Genomic DNA, 23816 nt, shown 5'->3' with positions numbered 1-23816 from the left:
GGCTCTCCTTCGGCTCGCGCGCCGTCTTTCAGATTCCGCGCCCCTCCACGTCGAGGCGCAGGCGCTCCTCGTCGCGCTGAAGCGCCGCGTCCTTGGGAGAAATATCGAGCGCCTTGCGATAGGCGTCGAGGGCGCGTTTCTTGTTGCCGGTTTTTTCCGCTAGGGCCCCCAGCGCGGCGAGCGCGTCGAACCGCCTGGGCTCCAGCCGCGCGGCCGTCTCCAGATCCGCGAGGGCCCCTGCGTAGTCGCCTTCGCTCGCCGCCACGCGCGCGCGGCGCACGAAGGCCTCGGGCCAGCGGGGCGACAGGGCCACGACATAATCGAGCAAAGCCTTGGCGAGGGCGGGCGCGCCCGCCGTCTCGGCGACGAGCGCGCGGGCGGTCAGCAGGTCGATCGTGTCGGAACCCGACTGCGCCCAGCGGCGCAGGATGGCCGCGGCCGCGCCCTGCGCCTCGCGTTCGTCCTCGGCGTTGGCGAGGCGGGCAAAAAGACGGTTCAGGTCCCGCGCCTGCTGCGCCTCGGGGGAAAGCGGCGGCTCGGGGGCCGGCGGCCGCGCCCGCGGACCAAGCGCCCTCGGCGCGACCCCCTCCTCCGGCTCGGCGGGAAGCGACGGCGAGAAGCTGCGCGAACCCGGCGGCAACGGGATGCGGCCGATGCCGGGGATAAAGAGAAAACGTTGTCCGTCAGGATCTTCCGTGATCGTCGGGGGCGCGCTCTCCTGGGCGAAGGCGGCGATCGTCAGGGCTCCAGCGAAGGCCAGAAGCGCAAGCGCGCGGAACTTTTTCATGGGCCTGTCTTTTTGAGCAACGCCGCGGAAATCGCCCGCGCCGTCAACGTTTGATTAAGGCTACGATACATCAAATTTTATGAAAATGCCGGGCAATTCATTTTCGGTTCAGCAGCGGCGCCCCATTTCTTTCCTTGATATTCACGATTGTCCCCGACAATCGCGACGTCACTTCGAGCACAAGCCTCGGCCCGCGCAAGAATACTGGCGCGCGCCCCTGGAGTTGGACCGATGATCGAGACCATCCGGCGTCTTTTGCAAGAGAACGGCCGCCTGCATACCCCGATTGAGACGCTGTCCGACAGCGCCGATCTCTACGAGGCGGGGCTGACGCCATTCGCCGCCATCCGGACCATGCTTGCGATCGAGGAGGCTTTCGACGTCGAGTTTCCGGTCGCCATGCTCCGCCGTCAGAGCTTCGTTTCCGTCAACGCCATCGTCTCCTGCCTCAACGAGCTGGCCCCCCACGCCGACCGAAAGGCCGCTTAACTTCAGGACGCTCGCGCTCACAAGGCCCGAAGGCGGGCGCCACGCCTGGCGCGCTTTCGGGCCTGTGTTTTTACGACCCGTAGAGTTCGGAGAGCGCAAGTTCGACCCCCGGCGGATCGAGCTTCGCGGCGCCCTCGGTGAGAATGTGGCTCACCACTACGCCGTCAGCGCGGCGCTCGTGATGGACGACGAGCCGCTCGTCCGGGTCGACGATCAGATAATGGCGGATGCTCGGCACGGCGAAATAGCCGGCAAGCTTGCGCGTGTGGTCGTTGCGGCCCGTCGTCGGCGAGATCACTTCGACGACCGCCACGGGGTTCTCGACGAGAAGAGCGTCCCCCCGGAGCTTGGGGCCGCAATAGACCAGCGCATCCGGCTCATAGACCGTCGTGGCGCCGACGCGAACGCCCATGCCGTCGACCATCGCACGGCATTCCAGCCCTTTGGCGCGCAATGCGGTCATCAGGGCGACCGCGACGTTCAGCTTCATCTCCGCATGCGCGGCCCGCTCGGCGGCCTGGGCGTAGACGACGCCGTCGACCAGTTCGAAGCGCCCCTCCTGAGCTTCGCTCCAGGCGAGAAATTCCTCGACGGTCATGCGGTCTTTGGGTCGCGCGGACATGTCGGCAAGCATAACGCGTTTTCGCCCCCGGGCCATAGGAGCGTTCCGGGCCGCGGAGGTTGCGGGGGCGCGCGGGCTGGGCTATCGCCTTGTCTTAAAATTCCGCTCAGCAGGAAAGATTGCTCATGCCTCCGTATCGCTCACGCACCACCACCCATGGCCGCAACATGGCGGGCGCGCGCGGCCTCTGGCGCGCGACGGGCATGAAGGACGAGGACTTCGGCAAGCCGATCATCGCCATCGCCAACAGCTTCACCCAGTTCGTGCCCGGCCATGTGCATCTGAAGGACCTCGGCCAGCTCGTCGCCCGCGAGGTTGAGAAGGCGGGCGGCGTGGCCAAGGAATTCAACACCATCGCCGTCGACGACGGCATCGCCATGGGCCATGACGGGATGCTCTACTCCCTGCCCTCGCGGGAGATCATCGCCGACAGCGTCGAGTATATGGTCAACGCCCATTGCGCCGACGCCATCGTCTGCATCTCGAACTGCGACAAGATCACGCCCGGCATGCTGATGGCCGCGCTGCGGCTCAACATTCCGGCGGTCTTCGTCTCGGGCGGGCCGATGGAGGCCGGCAAGGTGGTGCTCGCGGGCAAGGAACATTCGCTGGACCTCGTCGACGCGATCATCGCCGGCGCCGATGACAAGGTGGCCGAGAGCGACGTCATGGCGATCGAGCGCTCCGCCTGCCCCACCTGCGGCTCCTGCTCCGGCATGTTCACGGCCAACAGCATGAACTGCCTCACAGAGGCGCTCGGCCTGTCGCTGCCCGGCAATGGCACGACGCTCGCCACCCACGCCGACCGCAAGCGGCTCTTCATCGAGGCCGGCCATCTCATCGTCGATCTCGCCCGCCGCTATTACGAGCAGGACGACGCAAGCGTGCTGCCCCGCTCGATCGCCAATTTTGAAGCCTTCGAGAACGCTATCGCCCTCGACATCGCCATGGGCGGATCGACCAATACGGTGCTGCATCTGCTTGCGGCGGCCTATGAGGCCGAGGTGCCCTTCACCATGGCGGACATCGACCGCATGTCGCGCCGCGTGCCGGTGCTCTGCAAGGTCGCGCCCTCCGTCCCGGACGTGCACATGGAGGACGTGCATCGCGCCGGCGGCGTCATCGCCATCCTCGGCGAGTTGCATCGCGCCGGCCTGCTGCATGGCGAGTCGCCAACCGTGCACAGCGCCACCATGGCCGACGCCATCGCGCGCTGGGACATTGGCGTAACGACGAGCGAGACGGCCAAGACCTTCTTCCGCGCCGCGCCCGGCGGCGTGCCGACGCAGGTGGCCTTCAGCCAGGAGCGGCGCTTCGACGACCTCGACGCGGACCGCGCCAAGGGCGCCATTCGAGACGCGACGCACGCCTTCTCGAAAGACGGCGGCCTCGCCGTGCTGTTCGGCAATCTCGCGGAGGACGGCTGCATCGTGAAAACAGCCGGCGTCGATGAATCGATCCTGAAGTTCTCAGGCCCCGCCCGCGTGTTCGAAAGTCAGGACGCGGCCGTCTCCGGCATTTTAACTGGCGCGGTGAAGGAAGGCGACGTGGTGGTGATCCGCTACGAAGGACCGCGCGGCGGCCCGGGCATGCAGGAGATGCTCTATCCGACGAGCTATCTGAAATCGAAGGGTCTCGGCAAAGCCTGCGCGCTCATCACCGACGGGCGCTTCTCGGGCGGCACCTCTGGCCTCTCGATTGGCCACGTCTCCCCCGAAGCCGCCGAGGGTGGGACCATTGCGCTGGTGCAGGACGGCGACCGCATCGAGATCGACATCCCGAACCGCAGGATTACGCTGGCCGTCGGCGAGACGGAACTCGCCGCCCGCCGCACGGTTCAGGCCGCGAAGGGCTTTGCCCCGGCAAGCCCGCGCTCCCGCAAGGTCTCCGCGGCGCTTCGCGCCTATGCGGCGATGACGACCAGCGCGGCGCGCGGCGCGGTGCGCGAGGTCCCAGAAGCGTAAGGGGCGGCTCCAGCGGGCGCCCGCTTGGGCGCGCCCGCTTTGGGCGTCGCGAGGCTAGCTTTTTTGACTTTGCAAGCGCATAAGATCGCCGCATAAGGTTCCTAGGGTCGCGCATGGCCGCGTCGAGACGGTTTCTGTCTTTCGAGACAGTCAGTCTGATTGCCGCTTTCGCCATTCTCGCATCGGCGGGCATGGCCACCATTCGTACGGAACAGCATCGACGCGAAAGCGGCGCCCTGGTGCGCCACGCGCTCCAGGTCGGAAGCGCCCTGCACCATCTCGAGGGGGAAATCCGCCGCGCCGAGAGCGACGAGCGCGGTTACATCATCACCGGCGATCCCAGCTATTACCGGTCGGAGCTCAACCTTGCCGAACATCTCAAGGGCGAGATGGCGGCGCTCGAAAAGCTCCTCGCCGACAATCCCCAGCAATTGCTTCGCCTGCAAAGGCTGCGTCCAATCCTCGAGGAACGGCTCGAACTCCTGCAGCGCAAGCTGGCCCTCATGAAGGACGGCCGCTCCGACGAGGCGGTGGAGGTCGTGCGCGGGGGGCGCGGCAAGGCGCTCACCGATCAGATCGAGGCGCTGATTGGAGAAATGATCGCCCAGGAGGAAGAACTCTACCGCATTCGCGACGAGCGCATGTCTCAGGCGACGGATTCCCTGGAAATGGCCATTGGCGTCATGATCGTCCTTTTGGGCTTCGTCGCCATGTTCGCGGTCCTTCAGGCGGAAAAGCAACTCAGCGCCTTGCGCAAGTCGGGCGAGTCCCTCCGCCGCGCCTATGACGAACTCATCGAGGAATCGACCAAGCGCGGCGCGCTGGAGGCGCAACTGCGCCAGTCGCAAAAACTCGAGGCGCTCGGCCAGCTCGCAGGCGGCATCGCCCACGACTTCAACAACATGCTGGGGGTCATCGTGGCGAGCCTCAATATCATGAGGCGCAAGCTCAAGCGTGACGACGATGGGATCCATCAGCTGATCAATTCAGCCATGGACGGAGCGGAGCGCGCCGCCGCGCTGGTGCGCAGGCTCTTGTCATTCTCCAGGATTCAGCCGCTCAATCCGACGCCGCTCGACGCCAATCAGCTCGTCACCGGCATGTCCGCGATCCTGCATCGCACGCTGGGCTCGCATGTGGAGCTCGACACCCGGCTCGGCAAAGACCTTTGGCCGGTCAAAGTCGACGCAAACGAACTCGAAAGCGCCATTGTGAATCTCGCGGTCAACGCCCGCGACGCGATGCCGGACGGCGGCACGCTCACGATCGAGACCGCCAATGTCGAACTCGGCGAGGAATTCGTCGAGGCGAACCCGGAAGTGCGGCCCGGTCTCTATGTCCTGCTCTCGGTCTGCGACACGGGAGAAGGGATGGCCCCGGAGGTCATTGCAAAAGCCTTCGATCCCTTCTTCACGACGAAACCCATCGGCAAGGGCACCGGGCTGGGGCTCTCCCAGGCGCATGGATTCGTCCGTCAATCCGGCGGGCACATCAAAATCTATTCGGAGACCGGCCACGGCACCTGCGTCAAGCTGTATCTGCCCCGCCACGTCGAAGAGTGCGAAGCGCCGGCCGCCGCGCCTCAGCGGAAAGAGGATGATTTCCCGCGCGGCCGGCCGGAAGAAATCGTGCTTCTCGTCGAAGACGACGAGCAGGCTCGGCGCGTGACCGCCCAGGGCGTGCGCGAACTCGGCTACACCGTGCTCGAAGCGGCAAGCGGCAAGGAGGCGATTCAAATCATCCGCACGCGGGCCGACATTTCGCTCATGATCACGGACGTCATCATGCCGGGAATGGACGGGGCGCGGCTTGCGCGAGAAGCCGTGTTCCGTCGGCATGCGCTGCATGTGCTGTTCATCACCGGCTACTCGCAGCACGCCATCGTTCGCAACGGCATTCTCGATCCTAACGTCAATCTGCTGACGAAGCCCTTCACCCTGGCGCAGATTGCGACAAAGATTCGCGAGGCGCTCGACGCGCGCGCCGATCTGTCGAAGGGGAACGCTTAGTCGCTCCGACCCGGCCCGCCTCTGGTTTCTAACTCTCCGCCTTGAGCGGGCGCATGAGCAGCGCGTCGATGGCGGCGTCGACGCTGAGCCGCGCCGCAAGGATGTCGTCCACCGCTTCTGCGATCGGCATTTCGACGCCCGCGGCCTTGGCCATTTCGACGAGCACATGCGCGGTGAAGGCGCCTTCCGTGAGCTTGCCGCCACTGGCGTCCTTGGCGGCCGCGCCGCGCCCGAGCCGCTGGCCGAAGGCGAAATTGCGCGACTGCGCCGAACCGCAGGTGAGCACGAGATCGCCGAGGCCGGAGAGGCCCATCAGCGTCTCGCTGCGCGCGCCGAGCGCCCGGCCGAGGCGCGTCAATTCGGCGAAACTGCGGGCGATCAACGCGGCCTGCGCGCTCGCGCCGAGCTCGCGCCCGGAGGCCATGCCGGCGGCGATGGCGAAGACATTCTTGGCGGCGCCGCCGATTTCGACGCCGAGCACGTCGGTTGAGCGATAAGGACGGAAGGTCTTGGTCGAGAGCGCCTCGCAGAGCCGCTGCGCCAGCGACTCTTCCTGCGCCGCGAGCGTCACGGCGGTCGGCAGGCCCTTGCAGACGTCGGCGGCGAAGCTCGGACCCGAGAGAACGGCGGGCTTCGCTTGCGGCAGCTCCTCCGCCACGACCTCGCTCATGAAGCGGCGTCGATCGCGCTCGATGCCCTTGGCGCAGATAACGAAGGCGGCGCCGTCGGCGAGATGCGGCCGCGCCGCCCGCGCCACATCGCGCATCGCCTGCGCCGGCACGACGGCGAGCACGATTTCCGCGCCGCGAATGCAAGCGAGATCGGCGGTCGGCGTGACCGCGCAAGCGAGCGGCAGACCCGGCAAGTGCCGGCGATTTTCGCGATGTTGCTCCAGCGCCGCCACATGAGCGGCGTCATGCGCCCAGAGCGGCACGCGGGCGCGGCCCTGCGCCGCCACATTGGCGAGCGCCACGCCCCACGCCCCGGCGCCGAGAACTGCAATGCTGTCGCGCGTCATGATTCCAGTCCAAAAAGCGGCGCATTGAATGTGCGAGGCGCCCTCGGCTCTCTATAGCGAGCCCATGTCGCGCCTCAAAGACGGTCAGCGCAAGCCGAGCTTCTGATTGTCGGGACGCGACCAGAGTCGCTCGAACGCCTCGCGAAAGCGCGCCGCCGCCTGCGGGCTTTCGACCACGATGAGGTCGTTGTCCTGATGAACTTCGCCCGAGACCGAGAAGTTCGCCGAGCCGCTGCGCAAAACGCGGCCGTCGACCTGATAGCTCTTGAGATGCATCAGATCGCGCCCCCGCCCCTTGCGGCGCACGTCGAGATTGGGCGCGTCGGCGATGTCGAGGATCGCCGCCGATCGGTTGAGCTCCTCGCCGTCGAGATAGACCCTGACTTTCACGCCGCGCATGGCGGCGCGACCGAGGGCCGCGACAAGCGCGCGGTCGGTGAGCACATAGGCGGCCATGTCGAGCGAACGCCGCGCGCCATTGATGAGGCGGGCGTCCACCGACTCGAAGTCCTCACCGGGGCCATAGAAAATATGCAGCCCCGCGACGAGCGGCTCCTGCGAGAGCGGACCCGCCGCCTGCGGCTCTGGGGTCAGCGTCAGCGCAGCAAGCGCCGCGAGGAAGGTTCGCCGCAAGGGGTCAGGCCTTGCCGTGATGGGCTCCGCTGGCGACGGCGTCGAGCGGCCAGCGCGGCCGCGGGGCGAAGCCGAGATCGCTGGTGTAGCCGCATTTCAGACGCTCGAGCCCCGCCCAGGCGATGATCGCGCCATTATCGGAACAGAGATTGGCGGGCGGCGAGATGAATCGCAGGCCGCTTTCGGCGCAAAGACGCGTGAGCGCGCGGCGGATCGCGCCATTGGCCCCGACGCCGCCGCCGATCACGAGTCCGCTCGGGCGTCCCTCGCTTTCGCTGAACAGGCGAATGCCGCCGCGCACGCGGTCGACGATGACGTCGACGATGGCGGCCTGGAAGGAGGCGGCCAGGTCTTTCTTGTCCTGCTCGCTCAAGGTCTGAATCTTGAGGACTTCCTGCCGCACCGCCGTCTTGAGTCCGGAGAGCGAGAAATCCGCGCCGCCGCGCCCGACCATTGGACGGGGGAAATCAAAGCGATGGGAATCGCCTTCCTGGGCGAGGTCCTCAATCTGCGGGCCGCCGGGATAGGGCAGCCCGAGCATTTTCGCCACTTTGTCAAAAGCTTCGCCCGCCGCGTCGTCGACCGTCGAGCCGAGGCGGCGATAGTCTCCGACGCCGCGCACGGCGACGAGCTGCGTGTGCCCGCCGGAGACCAGGAGGGCGATAAAGGGAAATTCAAGATGGTCGGTCAGCCGCGCGGTGAGCGCGTGCGCCTCGAGGTGGTTCACGGCGATGAAGGGCTTGCCGAGAGCAAGCGCCAGCCCCTTGGCGGCGGTCAATCCCACCAGCACTCCGCCAATGAGGCCCGGCCCCGCCGCGGCGGCGATGGCGTCAATGTCCTTGAGGTCGACCTTGGCGTTGGCGAGGGCGCGGACGATGAGACGGTCGAGCGAGTCGATATGGGCGCGAGCCGCGATTTCCGGCACCACGCCGCCATAGGCGGCGTGCTGGGCGATCTGGCTCAGCACCTCGTTGGAGAGAATGTCGCCGCCGTCCCCGCCCAAGCGATCCGACACGACGGCGACGGCCGTCTCGTCGCAGGTGGTTTCGATGCCGAGAACGCGCATGCACACTCCTTGGCGCAACGCGCCGTCTTGAACGCCCGCAGGCTGTAGCCCCGCGGGGAGCGGACCGCAACTGACGAAAGCTTTATTCCATTATGGTTTGCGAAGCGTTTACGCGAGCCGTCCTATTCGGGCGCCACATCCGGCGTCCGCCAGGCGAGATGCTGGCCGCTGTCGACCGCGATCATCTGGCCGGTGACGCTCTTCGCTTTTGAGAGAAAGATCACCGCGTCCACCACCCCCGAGACATCCGCGGCATGGCCGAGCGGCACGCCGCTGGCTTCGATCTCGAACTCGCGGTCGCCCAGCGCTTCGTTCGGAAACACCGGCCCCGGCCCCACGGCGTTGACTCGGATTCTCGGCGCATAGGCCTGAGCCATTGTGCGCGTCGCCGTCCACAGCGCGGACTTGGCGAGGGTATAGCTGAAATAACGCGGCGTCAGGCGCCAGACCCGCTGGTCGATCATATTGACGACGGCGCCTTCCACGTCCCTCGGAAGTTGCGCGGCGAAATCGCGGGCGAGCAGCAGCGGCGCGCGGAGATTGATCGCCATGTGCCGTTCGTAGCTGTCGAGCGAGAAGTCATGCGCCTCGTCGACCTCGAAGATGGACGCGTTATTGACGAGAAGCGTCGGCGGCCCGAAGGCGCGTGCGGCAAAGCCGATGAGACGCTGCGTCTCCACGGCGTCGGCGAGATCGGCGACGGCGACGACAGCTTCGCCGCCGCGCGCGCGGATCGCTTCCGCCGCAAGCTCCGCCTCGTCGGCCGAGCGGCGTGAAGAATGCAGCACGACGGGTCGCCCCTCGCGCGCGAGACGCCCGGCGATGGCGAGGCCGATGCGCCGCGCCGCACCCGTCACCAGCGCCGGCCCGCCGGGCGTCTCCTTACTCTCGCTCATCGCCGCTCTCCTCTCGGGTCGGGCCGCTTCTCACGATGCGCGCTCAGCGTCAACGAAGGCCGGCCCAGCGCCGCATATAACGCCTCTAAGCTCTTCACCCGTCGAAAAATCCGCGCGCACGGGTGTTAAGCTGAGCGGCAGCGCCTAGATTAGGTCGGCGGGGGCAAAAATCCGGTTTTGTCAGAGGAGAGTTTTCATGGGCATCTTCGACTTTTTCACCGGCAAGAGCAAAGCAGCGCCCGCGGTCGCCGGCGCGACCGACAATGCGGCGGCCCCGGCCGACGCGCTCGCAAAGGAGCTGCAGGGCTACGGCTTTGACGTCTCGGGCGTGGACATCGAGGTCAACGGCGACACGGTGACTCTGAACGGCGCGGTCAACTCCCGCGCCGAGCTCGAAAAGATTGTTTTGGCTGTGGGCAATAGCAAGGGCGTGGCCAAGGTCGAGAACAATCTCATCGCCCCCGACCACGATCCGACGCAGCCATCTGGCATACATGTCGTCGTCGCCGGCGACACCTTGTGGAAGATCGCCGAAGCCCATTACGGCGATGGCGCGCGCTACGAAGAGATCTTCGAAGCCAACAAGCCGTTGCTCAAACATCCCGACAAGATCTACCCCGGCCAGCGTCTGCGAATTCCGGGCGCGAGCGGCTCTGCGCTCGCACAGGCCGGCGGCTGGGCGCCCCCGGCCGAAATTGCCGGCAAGGCGTAAGACAGGCTTACGCTTTGGTCGCCTCGAAGGCGGGCGTGTTTGTCTCGAAGTCCGAAAGCCAGGCGACGAGCTTCGGATGCGTCGCGCGCCAGGCGCCCTCGAAGCGCAGATCCAGATAGCCGAGCGCGCAGGCGACGGCGATCTGGCCCACGTTGACGGTCCCCTCCGGGGGCGCGGCCTCGAGCACGGCGAGCGCGCGGTCGATCTTGCCCTGCTGCAGATCGATCGCGTCCTGGTCGCGAAGTTCCGGACGGCGCGTCGCCGTCTCATAGCGAATGAGCAGCGCCGCGTCATTGATCCCGTCGCCGAGCGCCTGAAGCCGCAACACGTCGAAGCGGCGAAGCGGATCGGCGGGGATCAACTGATGACCGCCGAGGTAATCGAGATAATCCACGATCACGCGGCTGTCATAGAGGGCCGTTCCATCCTCGAGCAGCAGCGTCGGAATTTTGCCGAGCGGGTTTTGCTGACGCAGCGAGTCGTTTGGGTCCGTGGTGCTCGCCGCGACAACCTCGATGCGTGACGAGAGCCCCAGAAGCTCCGCGGCGATACGGATCTTGCGCGCATAGGGGGAGGCGGCGGAATAGCGAAGGATCATCATAAGCTTTTGTCTTTCGTCGGTGAGCGTTCCACTGTCAATCAGCCGGGGCGGGACGGCTGCCGCCGATGACGCCCCTATTCCCCCGTCAGCCGCTCCAGGTCAAAGCCCGCGCCGGGGCCTTGCGCCAATTTCGGCGCCAGATACGCCAGGATGCGGCGCGCCTCGTCCTCGAAGACGAAAGGCGGATTGACGACGACCAGCCCCGTGCGGCGCAAGCCCTCGCCGCCGCCGGCGACGGCGAGCGACAGGCGCAAGGCGCGCTTCACGCCCTCGCGCTTGAAGCCGTCGAGGAAGTCGCGCTCGCCCTGTGCGTCCTTCGAGGGATGCCACAGCGCGTAAACGCCCGTCGGCCATTTTTGATAGGCCGCGAGAAAGGCTGAAAACATCGCCGCAAATTCGTCCGTGCGCTCGAAGGGCGGATCGATGAGGACGAGGCCGCGCCGCTCTTTCGGAGGCACATAGGCGGAAAGGCCGGTATAGCCGTCGATATGAATCGTCTTGACGCGCGCGTCGCGACCGAAGCGATAGCGCAGCGCCGCGAAGGCGTCCGGGCGGAGTTCGCAGAAAATGGCGCGATCCTGCGGGCGCATCAGCCGCGCGGCGATCAGCGGCGAGCCGGGATAAAGCGCGGGTCGCCCATCGGCGTCGAAGGCGCCGAGACACGCGAGATAGGGCGCGAGCAGATCGCGCGTCTCGTCATCGGCGGCGGAAAGATCGGCGAGCCGCCCGACGCCGTCGCGCCATTCGAGCGTGCGCTCGGCTTCCTCGGCGGCAAGATCATAAGCGCCTTCGCCGGCATGCGTGTCGATGACGCGAAACGGGGCGTCCTTCCGCGTCAGATACAGGAGCAGCCGCGCCAGCAATGCGTGCTTGAAGACATCCGCAAAATTGCCGGCGTGGAAGCCGTGTCGGTAGTTCATGCGTTACAGCGGCGCGGGCGCCGCGATCTCCCGCTGACGGCAGCCACGGCGGACGACGTCCGGACAGGCGCGAAACTCACGCAGATCCTTGGAGAGGCAGATGCGCACGCCCTCCAGCACGTCGCGTCGGCAGGCGACCGCCATCATGCCCGGCCGCAGGCGCGGATTGGCGTCGTAGAAAGCGCGCTCCACGTCGATGGGCGTGAAGGTCTGGTCGCGCGTCGGCTTGACGAAGGGCTGCGGGATCGTCACCGCCTCGCGCGCGCGGGCGACGTCGGCGAAGAAGTCGCTGGGGCTCTTGCCTGAACAGGTCCCATGCTTGCGCCATTCGTAACGCGCCAGCCGTTCGTCGGGAAAGACGCCATTGGCGCGCTCGAGCGCAATACGCGAGGGCGAGCGCGGCCCGGGACAATCGCTCGGATAGCCCTGCTCATATTGGGGCCAGAGGCCGTGCACAACGAAGCCCTGCCCTTTTCCCGGTTCGCACTGGTCATGCGCGCCGCCGACATGCTCGCAGAACCCCGGCGACCAGCTCAACGCCAGAACATAGAAGTCGAAGTCCCGCGCGGGCGCGCCGCCGCGAAAGCCGGCGTCGGCCTTCTCGGGCTCGGGCGCGGGCGTCTCGCTTGGCGCCTTGGGGCCCGAGCGATCGGCGCAGCGATCGAGAATACAGTCCGCATCCTTCGCCTGAGCGGGGACTGCGAGGGCGGACCCCCATAGAGCGGCGACGAGCGGCAAAGCGCGCGCGAGGGCGGCGACGTTGAAACCAAACATGAGAGACCTCTGGCTGCAGCGGCGGCCCAGATCAAGGTCCGGCCGCGCGGCAATTCGGACTGAACGCATGGTTGCGGTCAAGTCCGACGATGCACCATGTCACGCCCGAGCCAATGCCGATGAAGCCGAGCGCCTCCGCAATATTATAGACCACGCGGCGGCGCAGGCCGTCGTTGAACAGCGCGTCCGCCTGACAATAACGGCGCGGAATGTAGCTCAAACCATCGGTGCGATAGCCGTATTCGAACGGGGGGTAGAACGAGTCGATTTCGAGGCCCGACCCCCAATACTCCCACTCGCGTCCCTTGAAGCTCCAGGAAATCTCGGCCAGCACGCCCGGATCGTTGCAGGCCGGCAGCGCGCTTCTAAAGGGGGGGTAGCGCTCTTCGGCAAGCGGGCGGTCCTGCTCGCCATAGGTGACGATCCCCGCGGCCGCGGCGCCGCCGCAGGCAAGGGCCGAAACGACGAGACCCACGGCGACGCGTCCCAAAGCGAAGTTTCGCATGCTTTCCTTCCCGCACCCGACTCGGAGCGGGATTGGGCCCCGAAGCCTCCCTCCGCGTCAAGTCGCGATTTGCACGACGAACCGCCACGCCCTTATAGTGCGGCCATGGCGAAGAATTTCAGAGCAAGAGCCGTTCTTTCGCGCCTCTTGGCGATCGCGGCGATCGCGCTCGCCGCCGTTCTCGCGGCCGCGCCGAGCGCCCATGCGCAAGACCCCTTCTCCGATTTCTTCGAGGGCATTTTCGGCGGGCCGAGGCGCGCGGCGCCGTCCCGCGCCACTGAGCAGCCGCGCGTGCGGCGCATCATGCCGCATCAGGAAAACCGCCCGCCGACCTATTGGCGCAGCGGCGACGCCAGCCGCGCCGCGAAGCGCTCCAAGCGCGGCGAGCCGACGGACTCGGCGGCGCCGGAGAAGCCCGACCTCGCGGCAAATTATTTCGTCGCCGTGATGGGCGACAGTTTCGGCGTGCTGCTCGGCAATGGGCTCGAGGAGACCTTCGCCGACAAGCCGGAAATCGGCGTCGAGAAAAAGGCCAAGGAAAATTCCGGGCTGGTGCGCGAGGATTATTTCGACTGGCCGAAAGCCGCCAAGGACATCGCCAGCGGCCCGCAGAAGGTCGATGTCGCGGTCATCATGATCGGCTCGAACGACCGTCAGTCGCTGCGTGACGGGACCAAAAGCGAGGAGCCGTTTTCGCCGCGCTGGCGGGAGCTCTATCAGGCGCGCGTCGACGCCATGCTGGCGCCGTTTCGCGAGAAGAAGATCACGGTGGTGTGGGTCGGTCTGCCGATCATGAAGAATGAGAGCTTTTCGGCCGATATGGCGAAGCTCAACGACATTTATCGCGCCGCCGTCACAAAGGACGGCGGTGTCTTTGTCGATTTGTGGGAGGCTCTCGCCGATGAGCGCGGCCAGTTCAGCGCCTTCGGGCCGGACATCAACGGCCAGATCGTGAAGCTGCGCACGGCCGACGGCGTGCATCTCACCGACGCCGGCGCGCTGAGCGTCGCGCATTTCGTCGCGAATGAAATCAAGAAGCTCTACGAGGGCAATCACCCCGTCGCGCCCGAACAGCAGCCGACGGCGACGGCGCCCGCCGAAACGCCCGCGCAGGCCGCCGCGCCGCCGGCCCCCGGCGCGCCCATCGTGTTCCGGTCTCCCGTCAATCCGGCGGCTTCCAACGCCCCCGCGCTCCCCGAGCGACCCGCGATTGGTCCGGTTCAGACGTTGAGCGGATCGGCGGCGGCCGCGAGCGCCGAACTGGCGCGCCCCGCGCCGAAAACGGGCGCTTCGGGCGCCGATGCGCAGGCGCTCGCCCGGCACGTGTTCGTCGACGGCGGCGATCAGCCGTCGCGCCCCAATCGCGCCGACGACTCGTCGTGGAGGGCGCCAGCCCAATGATGGCGCCCTTCCATTAACCCTTGTGTCGACATTTGGGCAAAAATTTTGAGGGTTGCCTGGTTTCCAGTGGAACCCTCAGTCAGGCTCACGCATTTCCCGCCAAGGAATATTCGGAGCCATGAAGATGCCGCATTTTGCCAAGGGCCCTCGTCGCTTTCTCTCGATTGCCGCTTTCTCGCTCGTTGGGATCGCGTTTTCGACCCCGTCGTCGGCCGACGGACGCGGCTTCTTTGCGCTCTTCGACAATGAACCCGCGCCCGATGCGCGCAACATGACGGCTTATTATGGCGAGCCTCAGCAGACGGCGCCGGCAGACATGCAGGACGAAACCCGTCTCGGCCGCGAATATCCGGCGACGACCCGCGAGCGCATCGCCGATCCGACGGGCGAGCGCGCCGGCGTCATTACGGTCGACACGGCCAATCGTTATCTCTATCTCTCGCTCGGCAATGGCGAGGCGATGCGCTACGGCATTGGCGTCGGTCGTGAGGGCTTCACCTGGAAGGGCCGCGTCCGCATCGGCCGCAAGGAATCCTGGCCGGATTGGACGCCGCCGAAGGAAATGCTGAAGCGCCGTCCCGATTTGCCGCGCCACATGGCCGGCGGCCAGGACAATCCGCTCGGCGCCCGCGCGATGTATCTCTATTCCGGCGAGCGCGACACCATGTTTCGCATCCACGGCTCCAATGAGCCCTGGACGATCGGACAGGCCGTCTCCTCCGGCTGCATCCGCATGACCAATGACGACGTGAGCGACTTGTTCAGCCGGGTGAAGGTCGGAACAACGGTTGTGGTGCTCTGATTGTTTGAGAGTTGGCCCCTCGTGCTTCGAGACGCCGCCTGCGGAGGCGCCTCAGCGTGAGGGGCTTTTTCTTCTCTAATCAATCCAGATTGCAGCTAAACACGAAATTGGTCAGCGCCGAGAAGGACACTGTCACCGCGATCCATATCCCGATCAGGGTCCAGCCGAGTCTCTTCTTATCGCGCCCGTAGAGAAAAGCGCCGACGAGCGGCAGCACCAGAAAGAAGAATTGCCACGGCTGAGAGACGAAAGTGTCGCAGTACCAGAGATTGAGCTTCTCGCTGATCATTTTTCCTCACCTTGGCAGATTTGTTTCGCCCATCAGGTGAAGATCGACCGCATGGGCGCATTGGCGTCCCTCGCGAATGGCCCACACCACGAGCGATTGTCCGCGCCGCATGTCTCCGCACGCAAACACTTTTTCCCGCGACGATTTATAAGCGCGGGTGTCGGCCGCGACATTTCCGCGGTTATCGAGATCCACGCCCGCCCCTTCGAGCAGCCCTTTGCGCAACGGCGACACGAAGCCCATGGCGAGGAGGATGAGATCGGCGCGGATGGTGAAGGAGCTCTCCGGAACTTCCTGCATCTTGCCGTCGACGCGCACGCAGCGCAGGCCCTTCACGACGCCGCCCTCGCCGACGAACTCCTTCGTCAGCACGGAGAATTCACGGGCCGACCCTTCTTCGTGCGACGAGGAGGTGCGCAGCTTCAACGGCCAATCCGGCCAGGTGAGCAGCTTGTTTTCCTTCTCCGGCGGACGCGGCATGATTTCGAGCTGCGTCACCGACAACGCGCCATGGCGCACCGAAGTGCCGATGCAGTCGGAACCCGTGTCGCCGCCGCCGATCACGACGACATGCTTGCCGGTCGCCAGGATCGGCTCATTGGTCGGCAGCGGCTCGCCGGACACGCGGCGGTTCTGCTGCGTGAGGAAGTCCATGGCGAAATGCACGCCCCGAAATTCGCGGCCGGGGATCGGCAGATCGCGGGGGGCCTCGGCGCCGCCTGCGAGAACGAGGGCGTCGTGGCCCGCGACGAGCTCGCGGACATTCACGTCCACGCCAACATTGACGTTGTAGTGGAAGATGACGCCTTCGGCCTCCATCTGCTCGACGCGGCGGTCGACGAGATGCTTCTCCATCTTGAAGTCGGGAATGCCGTAGCGCAGCAGGCCGCCAGCCTTGGCCGCCTTTTCGAAGACATGGACGTCATGGCCGGCGCGCGCGAGCTGCTGGGCGGCGGCGAGGCCCGCCGGGCCCGAGCCGACGACCGCGACGCGGCGGCCGGTCTTGCGCTTCGGCGGCTCGGGCACGACCCAGCCCTCAGCAAAGCCGCGGTCGACGATAGCGCATTCGATCGACTTGATCGTGACCGGCTGGTCCTGGAGGTTCAGCGTGCAGGACGCTTCGCAAGGCGCGGGGCAGATGCGGCCGGTAAATTCCGGAAAGTTGTTCGTTGAATGGAGATTGGCGAGCGCCTTCCTCCAGTCGCCGTGATAGACCAGGTCGTTCCAGTCGGGGATCTGGTTATTGACCGGGCAGCCGTTGTGGCAGAACGGGATGCCGCAATCCATGCAGCGCGAGGCCTGATTGCGGGTGGCCTCTTCGGAAAGGGGGATGACGAATTCGTCGTAATGGCGAATTCGGTCGGCCGCCGGCTTGTATTTGCGGTCCTGACGGTCGATTTCGAGAAAGCCCGTGACCTTGCCCATGAGTAGCTTCCCAACCTTTCGCATCGGGCTCCGGCCATGACCGGAACTTAACTGTGCTCCGTTCCCACCGCCGGATTCAAAGGCGAATTCCGCCAGCCTGTCGACAACCGCCGCCACAGCGGGATTTCGCAACGTTTTTTCAAACCGTCAAGCGATCCGCCTGACGTGCGCTCGGCGCGAAGCTTTTGACGGCTCCGCGCCGCTTTGGCCCGAAAGGGCCGGCCGGTCCTATTCGCCGGCCGCCGCGAGACGTTTCGGCTGCGCCTTCTTCGCCGCCATTTCCGTGAGCGCGCGGCGATATTCGATCGGCATGACCTTGCGGAATTTCGGCCGATAGACCGCCCAATTGTCCAGAATGTCGCGGGCGCGGGTCGAGCCCGTGTAACGCAGATGATTCTGGATGAGCTGGCGCAGGCGCTCGGCGTCGAAACGCGTCATGTCGGCGAGGATGTCGACCTTGCCATGCGTCTCGAGGTCGCCGGACTGGTGATAGGTCTCGGTCATCGCCGTCTCCTCGGCGCCCACGGGTTCGAGATCGACCATGGCGAGGTTGCAGCGCGTCGCGAACGTATCGTCCTCGTCGATGACATAGGCGATGCCGCCGGACATGCCGGCCGCGAAATTGCGGCCCGTCTGCCCGAGCACCACCACCACGCCGCCGGTCATATATTCGCAGCCATGGTCGCCCACGCCCTCGACGACGGCGACGGCGCCCGAATTGCGCACGGCAAAACGCTCGCCCGCGACGCCGCGGAAATAGCACTCGCCCGCAATGGCGCCGTAGAGCACGGTATTGCCGACGATGATCGAGTTCGACGGATCGATCTGCCTGGCGTTGCGCGAGGGATAGACGACCAGCTTGCCGCCGGAGAGACCCTTGCCGACATAGTCGTTGGCCTCGCCCTCGAGCTGGAGCGTGACGCCGCGCGCGAGGAAAGCGCCGAAGCTCTGCCCCGCCGTGCCCGTGGCGCGTATGCTGATCGTATCTTCCGGCAGGCCGGCGTGGCCGTAGATGCGCGCGACTTCGCCGGAGAGCATCGCGCCCGTCGTGCGGTCGACGTTCTTGATCGGCGTCTCGATCGAAACCTTCGCGCCGCGATCGAGCGCGGGACGCGCCTCGGCAATGAGCTTGTTGTCGAGCGCCTTGTCGAGGCCGTGATCCTGCGATTGCGAATGACGGATCTTGGGGCCCTCGCCCGCCGGCTTGTGGAACAGCTTCGAGAAGTCGAGGCCCTGCGCCTTCCAATGGGCGACGGCCTTCGTCTTGTCGAGCATCTGCATCTGTCCGACGAGTTCGTCGAAGCGGCGGAAGCCCATCTCGGCCATCAACTCGCGCACTTCCTCGGCGACGAAGAAGAAGTAGTTGATGACATGCTCCGGCTGGCCGACGAAGCGCTTGCGCAGGACGGGGTCCTGCGTCGCCACGCCGACCGGGCACGTGTTGAGATGGCACTTGCGCATCATGATGCAGCCGGCCGCAATCAGCGGCGCGGTCGAGAAGCCGAACTCGTCCGCTCCGAGCAGGGCGCCGACGACCACGTCGCGGCCCGTGCGCAGACCGCCGTCCACCTGAACCGCGATGCGCGAGCGCAGGCCGTTGAGCACCAGGGTCTGATGCGTCTCGGCGAGGCCGATCTCCCACGGGCTGCCGGCGTGCTTGATCGAGGTCAGGGGCGAGGCGCCGGTGCCGCCCTCGAAGCCCGAGATCGTCACATGGTCGGCGCGGCCCTTGGAGACGCCGGCCGCGACCGTGCCGACGCCGACCTCGGAGACGAGCTTCACCGAAATCGCGGCTTTCGGATTGACGTTCTTCAAATCGAAGATGAGCTGCGCCAAATCCTCGATCGAGTAAATGTCGTGATGCGGCGGCGGCGAGATCAGGCCGACGCCCGGCGTCGAATGGCGCACCTTGGCGATCACCGCGTCGACCTTGTCGCCCGGCAGTTGCCCGCCTTCGCCGGGCTTCGCGCCCTGCGCCATCTTGATCTGGATCATGTCCGCGTTGACGAGATACTCCGTCGTCACGCCGAAGCGGCCCGAGGCCACCTGCTTGATCGCCGAGCGCATGGTGTCGCCGTTGGGCAGCGGCTTGAAGCGATCCGGCTCCTCGCCGCCCTCGCCCGTATTCGACTTGCCGCCGATGCGGTTCATGGCGATGGCGAGCGTCGTGTGGGCCTCGCGCGAGATCGAGCCGAAGGACATGGCCCCCGTTGCGAAGCGCTTGACGATCTCGCTCGCGGGCTCGACCTCGTCGAGCGGCGCGGGCTTGCGGCCATCTTCCTCGGCGCCCTTGATGCGGAACAGCCCGCGCAGGTTCAGCAGGCGCTCGTCCTGCTCGTTGAGCGCCTTGGCGAAGGCGCGATATTGCTCCTGCGCATTGCCGCGCACCGCGTGCTGCAGCAGCGACACCGTCTGCGGGGTCCAGCTATGCGCCTCGCCGCGAATGCGGAAGGCGTAGTCGCCGCCGACGTCGAGCGCGTCGCGATAGACGGGCGCGTCGCCGAAGGCGAGCCGGTGGCGTCGCACCGACTCCTTGGCGATCTCGTCGAGGCCGACGCCTTCGACGCGGGTCGTCGTGCCGGTGAAGAATTCGTCGACGAAGAGCTGCGCGAGGCCCACGGCGTCGAAAATCTGCGCGCCGCAATAAGACTGGTAGGTCGAAATGCCCATCTTGGACATGACCTTCAAGAGGCCCTTGCCCACCGCCTTGATGTAACGCTTGATCGCCGTCTCGGCGTCGACGTCCTTGGGGAACTCCGAAACCGACGCTTCGAGCGTGTCGAAGGCGAGATAGGGGTTGATCGCCTCGGCGCCGAAGCCCGCGAGACAGGCGAAGTGATGCACCTCGCGCGCCTCGCCGGTCTCGACGACGAGGCCGACCGACGTGCGCAGACCCTTGCGGATCAGATGATGGTGCACGGCGGCCGTCGCGAGCAGCGCGGGGATCGGAATGCGGTCCGGCCCGACCATGCGATCCGAGAGAATGATGATGTTGTATTTGCCGCTGACCGCTTCTTCCGCGCGCTGGCACAGGCGCTGAATGGCGCCGCGCATGCCGGCCGCGCCCCTGCTCGAATCGTAAGAGATTTCGAGCGTCTTGGTGTCGAAGCTGTCTTCGACCATGCCGATCCAGCGGATCTTCTCCAAATCCTCGTTGGTCAGGATCGGCTGGCGCACTTCGAGTCGCTTCTTATTGGCCGAGCCCTCGTGATCGAGAATGTTCGGGCGCGGGCCAATGAAGGAGACAAGGCTCATGACCAGCTCTTCGCGGATCGGGTCGATCGGCGGATTGGTCACCTGCGCGAAGTTTTGCTTGAAGTAAGTGTAGAGCAGCTTCTCCTTGTCGGAGAGCGGCGACACCGGCGTGTCCGTGCCCATGGAGCCGACGGCCTCCTGGCCGGTGACCGCCATGGGATACATCAGGAGATAAAGGTCTTCCTCGGTGTAGCCGAAGGCCTGCTGGCGATCGAGGAGCGTGACGTCGGCGCGCGCCGGGCGCGACTCGACGGGCTTCAGCTCCTCGAGCTGGATCTGCGTGCGCGCCAGCCACTCCTTGTAGGGATGGGAGAGCGACAGCTCTTTCTTGATCTCGTCGTCGGAGATGATGCGGCCCTGCTCCAGATCGACGAGCAGCATCTTGCCCGGCTGCAGGCGCCACTTCTGGACGATTTTCTCTTCCGGGATCGGCAGCACGCCCATTTCCGACGCCATCACCACGAGACCGTCGTCGGTGACGAGATAGCGCGCCGGACGCAGGCCATTGCGGTCGAGCGTCGCGCCGATCTGGCGGCCGTCGGTGAAGGCCATGGCGGCGGGGCCGTCCCACGGCTCCATGAGCGCGGCGTGGTGCTCATAGAAGGCGCGACGATCCTCGTCCATCAGCGGATTGCCCGCCCAGGCCTCCGGAATCAGCATCATCACAGCATGGGCGAGCGAATAGCCGCCGCGCACCAGAAATTCGAGCGCATTGTCGAAACAGGCTGTGTCGGACTGGCCCTCATAGGAGATCGGCCAGAGCTTGCTGATATTATCGCCAAAGAGCGGCGAGGAGACCGCCGCCTGACGCGCCGCCATCCAGTTGAGATTGCCGCGCAGCGTATTGATTTCGCCGTTGTGGGCGACGAAGCGGTAAGGGTGAGCGAGCCGCCACGACGGGAAAGTGTTGGTCGCAAAGCGCTGGTGCACGAGCGCGATCGCCGAGACGAAGCGCTCGTCCTTGAGGTCGAGGAAATAGCTGCCGAGCTGGGAGACCAGCACCATGCCCTTGTAGACGATGGTGCGCGTCGAGACCGAGACGGAGTAAAATTCGCGGCCGCCTTCGAGCTTGTAGATCTCGTTTGAGGACGACTTGCGCGCAAGATAGATGCGCCGCTCGAAATCGTCCGAATCTTTCACATCCGGGCCGCGGCCGATGAAAAGCTGGATGTGATGCGGCTCGACGTCGCGAACGGCGTCGCCAAGGTCGCTCGAATCGACGGGAAGATCGCGCCAGCCGAGCACGACGACGCCCTCGTCGCGCATCTGCTCTTCGAGAATAGCTTTGGCTTGCGCGCGCACTTCCGCGTCGCGCGGCATGAAGAACTGGCCAATCGCATAGTCGCCGGGGGCGGGAAGATCGAATCCGAGCTTCCGGCACTCCGCCTTGAAGAACTCATGCGGGATCTGGACGAGAATGCCGCAGCCGTCGCCGAGCTTGGGGTCCGCCCCGACCGCGCCGCGATGGTCGAGGTTGAGCAAGATCTGCAGGCCCATCTCGACGATGGTGTGCGTCTTCTGGTTATGCATGTTGGCGACGAAGCCGACGCCGCAGGAATCGTGCTCCTGCGCCGGATCGTAGAGGCCCTGCGCCGCGGGCAGCGCGGGATCTCGGCCAAGGGCGACCTCCTGCTGCCGGGCCTCCTGCATGGCCTTCATATCAACGACCTTGGTCATGGCGGCGTCTCCCCGACGCGGCGCGGCGCGCAAGCGGCCGGCGTCCCGTCATATCTTCGTTTCAAACTGCATAGAGCAAGACCAGGACGGATAGAAGCGCCCACGCGCTTCGTCCAGTCCCCGCTCGCGCCCGGCCAATCGCTTCGGCCGCCTTTAATTCTCTCGCGCCTGCCCCGGCCCGGCCGCCGCGCCCTCAGGCAAAAGGCGCGCCAGACTCCCAGCGTCGTCGGCCGCTCGCCCCCAGCCGCCGCGTTCGGCAGGCGGGAAAGGGAGTCGGGCGGCAGGCGAAGGACGAACGGCGTCAAAAGGTCAGCAGCACTGACATATTGACGCCCGAGATTGTTGCCAGATTTATGCCCCGGTGACAAGCAACCGCCCAATATCGAGGCGGTTCCAAACGCACATTTGCGGCCTAAGCGTCCAACCCTCGCCGCAATCGGGGAGAAGATGGCCTGACGCGCGGGGGCGACGCGTCTCATGGAACAAACACATGTCTTCTGCCTGGCCGAAATGGCGCAAGCCGCTCGCGCTCGGACTTCTCCTCGCCGTCGGCGTCGCCGACGCGGCGACCGCGCAATTCTTCTTTAGGCCCTACTTCCACAGCTGGCGCTATGACTTCCCGCCCGACGAGGACGATCTGCCGCGCTATGGGTCGCGTCGCGCCGTCGCGCGCATTCTCGCAGGCGCGGGCTATGAACTCGTCGGCCCGCTCGGGCGTCGGGGGGATCAGATCGTCGCGACGGGCGTGAGCCGGCGCGCGGGCGAAGCGCGCTTCATCATCGATCCGTACGAGGGCGAGATCGTTCGCGCCACGCGGTTGGGGCCAGCCGCGGAGGGCCGGCGCTGGGACGAAGAGCGACTGGGGCCCGCTGACGGATCGCGGCCGCCGCCGGCCCGCGAGGGGCGCGCCGTCGAGACGCCGCGCCGCGCCGCGCGCGCCGCCCCACAGCCTCTGGTTGAAAAGGCTCCGCCGGGACGCAGCGAGGCGGTCGCGCCGAGCCCGAATCGGGCGACGCCGGGGCCAGCTAAACCGCTAGAGGCTGCAAAGCCTCTCGAGGCCGCGAAACCCCCCGAGCCGTCGAAGCCGGCAGACGTGGCGAAGCCCGTTGAGATTCAGCCCCCGCCGCCCGGGCAGACGACAAAATCACAGGACGAAGCGCCGCAGAAACCAGCCGAGGCGGCCAAAGCGGAGGCTAGGCCCGCCGCTCCGGCCACGACCCAGAAGGCCGCGCCGACGCGCCCCGTGGCGGCGCGCTCGACCGGCTCCTCGCATCGGGCGATCGTTCCGCCCAAGCAGGCGGAGGGAACGACTGCGGTGACGCCCTCGGCGCCGTCGACGTCGACGGCGCCGGCGGCAAGCGCACAAACGCCCGCGAGCGTCGCCATGCCCAAGAGCGCGCAATAGACAAAAAAGAGGCGCCCGAAAGGGGCGCCTCGCTAAGACCTCGCGCTCTCTTAGAGATTACGCGGCCTTGGACTCCACGACCTTGGCGGTCGCGACGCCGCCGCCAATCTCGATGCGGCGGGGCTTCTGGGCCTCCGGGATTTCGCGCACGAGGTCGACATGCAGCAAGCCGTTGACGAGGCTCGCGCCCGTCACGACGACATGGTCCGCCAGCTGAAAGCGACGCTCGAAGGCGCGGGCGGCGATGCCCTGGTGCAGCATCTCGCGGCCCTCGGCGGGCGCGGTCTGCTCCTTGGAGCCTTTGATCGAAAGGGTGTTTTCGCGGGTCTCGATCGTCAGCTCGTCACGCGAGAAGCCAGCGACCGCAAGCGTGACCCGATAGGCGTTTTCGCCAGTCCGCTCAATGTTGTAGGGCGGATAGGAAGAGGCGCCGTCGACGCCGCTCGCCTGATCCAGAAGATTGAAGAGGCGATCGAAGCCGACCGTTTGACGATAGAGAGGCGAAAGATCGAAGTGACGCATGACATATCCTCCGTATGAAGCGACATGCGGCGCGCTGCGTTACG

21 protein-coding genes are annotated in these 23816 nt (G+C 66.2%); 7 read left to right on the top strand and 14 right to left on the bottom strand.

All coding sequences use genetic code 11. The features are described 5' to 3' along the window. Positions 1-28: 28 nt before the first annotated feature. Positions 29-787 carry a tetratricopeptide repeat protein gene (locus ACETII_RS17765; protein ID WP_363348173.1) on the bottom strand — a complete coding sequence of 253 codons (759 nt, stop codon included), beginning with the start codon at positions 785-787 and terminating at the stop codon, positions 29-31. A gap of 231 nt (positions 788-1018) precedes the next feature. Between ACETII_RS17765 and ACETII_RS17760 the strand changes: the two genes are divergently transcribed. After that, positions 1019-1276 (top strand): acyl carrier protein, encoded by a 258-nt coding sequence (locus ACETII_RS17760; protein WP_363348171.1) that lies wholly within the window; start codon positions 1019-1021, stop codon positions 1274-1276. A 70-nt stretch (positions 1277-1346) separates the two neighbouring features. Here ACETII_RS17760 and ACETII_RS17755 read toward each other — a convergent pair whose 3' ends face one another. Next, entirely contained in the window at positions 1347-1898 is a 552-nt protein-coding gene (locus tag ACETII_RS17755) for a Uma2 family endonuclease (protein WP_472786394.1), read from the bottom strand. Between the two features lie 125 nt (positions 1899-2023). Between ACETII_RS17755 and ilvD the strand changes: the two genes are divergently transcribed. Both ilvD and ACETII_RS17745 read left to right on the top strand, forming a co-directional pair. Then, entirely contained in the window at positions 2024-3862 is a 1839-nt protein-coding gene (ilvD, locus tag ACETII_RS17750; RefSeq protein WP_472786393.1) for a dihydroxy-acid dehydratase, read from the top strand. Between the two features lie 113 nt (positions 3863-3975). Then, positions 3976-5871, top strand: coding sequence for a CHASE3 domain-containing protein (locus ACETII_RS17745; RefSeq protein ID WP_472786392.1), 1896 nt, complete (start codon positions 3976-3978; stop codon positions 5869-5871). A 28-nt stretch (positions 5872-5899) separates the two neighbouring features. Here ACETII_RS17745 and ACETII_RS17740 read toward each other — a convergent pair whose 3' ends face one another. From ACETII_RS17740 to ACETII_RS17725, 4 genes are all read right to left on the bottom strand, one after another. Then, positions 5900-6889, bottom strand: a complete 990-nt coding sequence (locus tag ACETII_RS17740) for an NAD(P)H-dependent glycerol-3-phosphate dehydrogenase (protein WP_472786391.1) — start codon at positions 6887-6889, stop codon at positions 5900-5902. An 84-nt stretch (positions 6890-6973) separates the two neighbouring features. Beyond that, positions 6974-7522 carry a phospholipase D-like domain-containing protein gene (locus ACETII_RS17735; protein WP_363348161.1) on the bottom strand — a complete coding sequence of 183 codons (549 nt, stop codon included), beginning with the start codon at positions 7520-7522 and terminating at the stop codon, positions 6974-6976. Between the two features lie 4 nt (positions 7523-7526). Next, entirely contained in the window at positions 7527-8588 is a 1062-nt protein-coding gene (tsaD, locus tag ACETII_RS17730; protein ID WP_472786390.1) for a tRNA (adenosine(37)-N6)-threonylcarbamoyltransferase complex transferase subunit TsaD, read from the bottom strand. A 122-nt stretch (positions 8589-8710) separates the two neighbouring features. Continuing rightward, positions 8711-9484, bottom strand: coding sequence for an SDR family oxidoreductase (locus tag ACETII_RS17725; RefSeq protein ID WP_363348157.1), 774 nt, complete (start codon positions 9482-9484; stop codon positions 8711-8713). A 196-nt stretch (positions 9485-9680) separates the two neighbouring features. Between ACETII_RS17725 and lysM the strand changes: the two genes are divergently transcribed. Next, complete coding sequence (lysM, locus tag ACETII_RS17720) at positions 9681-10196, top strand: peptidoglycan-binding protein LysM (RefSeq protein WP_363348155.1); 516 nt, start codon at positions 9681-9683, stop codon at positions 10194-10196. Between the two features lie 7 nt (positions 10197-10203). Here the strand turns inward: lysM and ACETII_RS17715 are convergent, their stop codons facing one another. The 4 genes from ACETII_RS17715 to ACETII_RS17700 all read right to left on the bottom strand — a co-directional run bounded on the left by ACETII_RS17715 (position 10204) and on the right by ACETII_RS17700 (position 12996). After that, a complete protein-coding gene (locus ACETII_RS17715; RefSeq protein WP_472786389.1) occupies positions 10204-10797 on the bottom strand; it encodes a glutathione S-transferase in 594 nt (197 codons plus the stop codon). A gap of 74 nt (positions 10798-10871) precedes the next feature. Further along, a complete protein-coding gene (locus tag ACETII_RS17710; protein ID WP_472786388.1) occupies positions 10872-11717 on the bottom strand; it encodes a 23S rRNA (adenine(2030)-N(6))-methyltransferase RlmJ in 846 nt (281 codons plus the stop codon). Between the two features lie 3 nt (positions 11718-11720). Next, the gene (locus tag ACETII_RS17705; RefSeq protein ID WP_472786387.1) at positions 11721-12491 is read right to left on the bottom strand and encodes a ribonuclease T2 family protein; all 771 of its coding nucleotides are present in this window, start codon (positions 12489-12491) and stop codon (positions 11721-11723) included. Between the two features lie 31 nt (positions 12492-12522). Then, the gene (locus tag ACETII_RS17700; RefSeq protein ID WP_363348147.1) at positions 12523-12996 is read right to left on the bottom strand and encodes a hypothetical protein; all 474 of its coding nucleotides are present in this window, start codon (positions 12994-12996) and stop codon (positions 12523-12525) included. A gap of 105 nt (positions 12997-13101) precedes the next feature. On the opposite strand from ACETII_RS17700, the gene ACETII_RS17695 reads away from it, so the two are divergent. Continuing rightward, positions 13102-14397: an SGNH/GDSL hydrolase family protein gene (locus ACETII_RS17695; RefSeq protein WP_472786386.1), complete on the top strand. Its 1296-nt coding sequence runs from the start codon at positions 13102-13104 to the stop codon at positions 14395-14397. Positions 14398-14515: 118 nt separating this feature from the next. Continuing rightward, positions 14516-15199 (top strand): L,D-transpeptidase, encoded by a 684-nt coding sequence (locus ACETII_RS17690; RefSeq protein ID WP_472786385.1) that lies wholly within the window; start codon positions 14516-14518, stop codon positions 15197-15199. A gap of 79 nt (positions 15200-15278) precedes the next feature. Here the strand turns inward: ACETII_RS17690 and ACETII_RS17685 are convergent, their stop codons facing one another. The 3 genes from ACETII_RS17685 to gltB form a co-directional block, all read right to left on the bottom strand. Next, positions 15279-15488 (bottom strand): hypothetical protein, encoded by a 210-nt coding sequence (locus tag ACETII_RS17685; RefSeq protein WP_363348141.1) that lies wholly within the window; start codon positions 15486-15488, stop codon positions 15279-15281. A 6-nt stretch (positions 15489-15494) separates the two neighbouring features. Continuing rightward, positions 15495-16913 carry a glutamate synthase subunit beta gene (locus ACETII_RS17680; RefSeq protein WP_363348139.1) on the bottom strand — a complete coding sequence of 473 codons (1419 nt, stop codon included), beginning with the start codon at positions 16911-16913 and terminating at the stop codon, positions 15495-15497. 228 nt (positions 16914-17141) lie between these two features. Next, complete coding sequence (gene gltB, locus ACETII_RS17675) at positions 17142-21827, bottom strand: glutamate synthase large subunit (RefSeq protein ID WP_472788184.1); 4686 nt, start codon at positions 21825-21827, stop codon at positions 17142-17144. A 508-nt stretch (positions 21828-22335) separates the two neighbouring features. Between gltB and ACETII_RS17670 the strand changes: the two genes are divergently transcribed. Then, positions 22336-23250 (top strand): hypothetical protein, encoded by a 915-nt coding sequence (locus ACETII_RS17670; RefSeq protein WP_472786384.1) that lies wholly within the window; start codon positions 22336-22338, stop codon positions 23248-23250. A gap of 57 nt (positions 23251-23307) precedes the next feature. Here the strand turns inward: ACETII_RS17670 and ACETII_RS17665 are convergent, their stop codons facing one another. Further along, positions 23308-23772 (bottom strand): Hsp20 family protein, encoded by a 465-nt coding sequence (locus tag ACETII_RS17665; protein ID WP_363348135.1) that lies wholly within the window; start codon positions 23770-23772, stop codon positions 23308-23310. Positions 23773-23816 lie beyond the last annotated feature (44 nt).

This window comes from Methylocystis sp. NC52PC, assembly GCF_055698645.1.
The sequence above is the reverse complement of the archived record's forward strand: the minus strand, read 5'-3'. Positions and strand labels throughout refer to the sequence as shown.

Coding starts and splice junctions, on each gene's coding strand:
- ACETII_RS17705 (WP_472786387.1), bottom strand. CDS start 12,491: ATGTTTGGTTTCAACGTCGCCGCCCTCGCGCGCGCTTTGCCGCTCGTC.
- ACETII_RS17670 (WP_472786384.1), top strand. CDS start 22,336: ATGTCTTCTGCCTGGCCGAAATGGCGCAAGCCGCTCGCGCTCGGACTT.
- ACETII_RS17680 (WP_363348139.1), bottom strand. CDS start 16,913: ATGGGCAAGGTCACGGGCTTTCTCGAAATCGACCGTCAGGACCGCAAA.
- ACETII_RS17740 (WP_472786391.1), bottom strand. CDS start 6,889: ATGACGCGCGACAGCATTGCAGTTCTCGGCGCCGGGGCGTGGGGCGTG.
- ilvD (WP_472786393.1), top strand. CDS start 2,024: ATGCCTCCGTATCGCTCACGCACCACCACCCATGGCCGCAACATGGCG.
- ACETII_RS17745 (WP_472786392.1), top strand. CDS start 3,976: ATGGCCGCGTCGAGACGGTTTCTGTCTTTCGAGACAGTCAGTCTGATT.
- ACETII_RS17755 (WP_472786394.1), bottom strand. CDS start 1,898: ATGTCCGCGCGACCCAAAGACCGCATGACCGTCGAGGAATTTCTCGCC.
- ACETII_RS17685 (WP_363348141.1), bottom strand. CDS start 15,488: ATGATCAGCGAGAAGCTCAATCTCTGGTACTGCGACACTTTCGTCTCT.
- ACETII_RS17715 (WP_472786389.1), bottom strand. CDS start 10,797: ATGATGATCCTTCGCTATTCCGCCGCCTCCCCCTATGCGCGCAAGATC.
- ACETII_RS17765 (WP_363348173.1), bottom strand. CDS start 787: ATGAAAAAGTTCCGCGCGCTTGCGCTTCTGGCCTTCGCTGGAGCCCTG.
- ACETII_RS17690 (WP_472786385.1), top strand. CDS start 14,516: ATGAAGATGCCGCATTTTGCCAAGGGCCCTCGTCGCTTTCTCTCGATT.
- ACETII_RS17695 (WP_472786386.1), top strand. CDS start 13,102: ATGGCGAAGAATTTCAGAGCAAGAGCCGTTCTTTCGCGCCTCTTGGCG.
- ACETII_RS17760 (WP_363348171.1), top strand. CDS start 1,019: ATGATCGAGACCATCCGGCGTCTTTTGCAAGAGAACGGCCGCCTGCAT.
- tsaD (WP_472786390.1), bottom strand. CDS start 8,588: ATGCGCGTTCTCGGCATCGAAACCACCTGCGACGAGACGGCCGTCGCC.
- ACETII_RS17665 (WP_363348135.1), bottom strand. CDS start 23,772: ATGCGTCACTTCGATCTTTCGCCTCTCTATCGTCAAACGGTCGGCTTC.
- ACETII_RS17710 (WP_472786388.1), bottom strand. CDS start 11,717: ATGAACTACCGACACGGCTTCCACGCCGGCAATTTTGCGGATGTCTTC.
- ACETII_RS17700 (WP_363348147.1), bottom strand. CDS start 12,996: ATGCGAAACTTCGCTTTGGGACGCGTCGCCGTGGGTCTCGTCGTTTCG.
- lysM (WP_363348155.1), top strand. CDS start 9,681: ATGGGCATCTTCGACTTTTTCACCGGCAAGAGCAAAGCAGCGCCCGCG.
- ACETII_RS17725 (WP_363348157.1), bottom strand. CDS start 9,484: ATGAGCGAGAGTAAGGAGACGCCCGGCGGGCCGGCGCTGGTGACGGGT.
- gltB (WP_472788184.1), bottom strand. CDS start 21,827: ATGAAGGCCATGCAGGAGGCCCGGCAGCAGGAGGTCGCCCTTGGCCGA.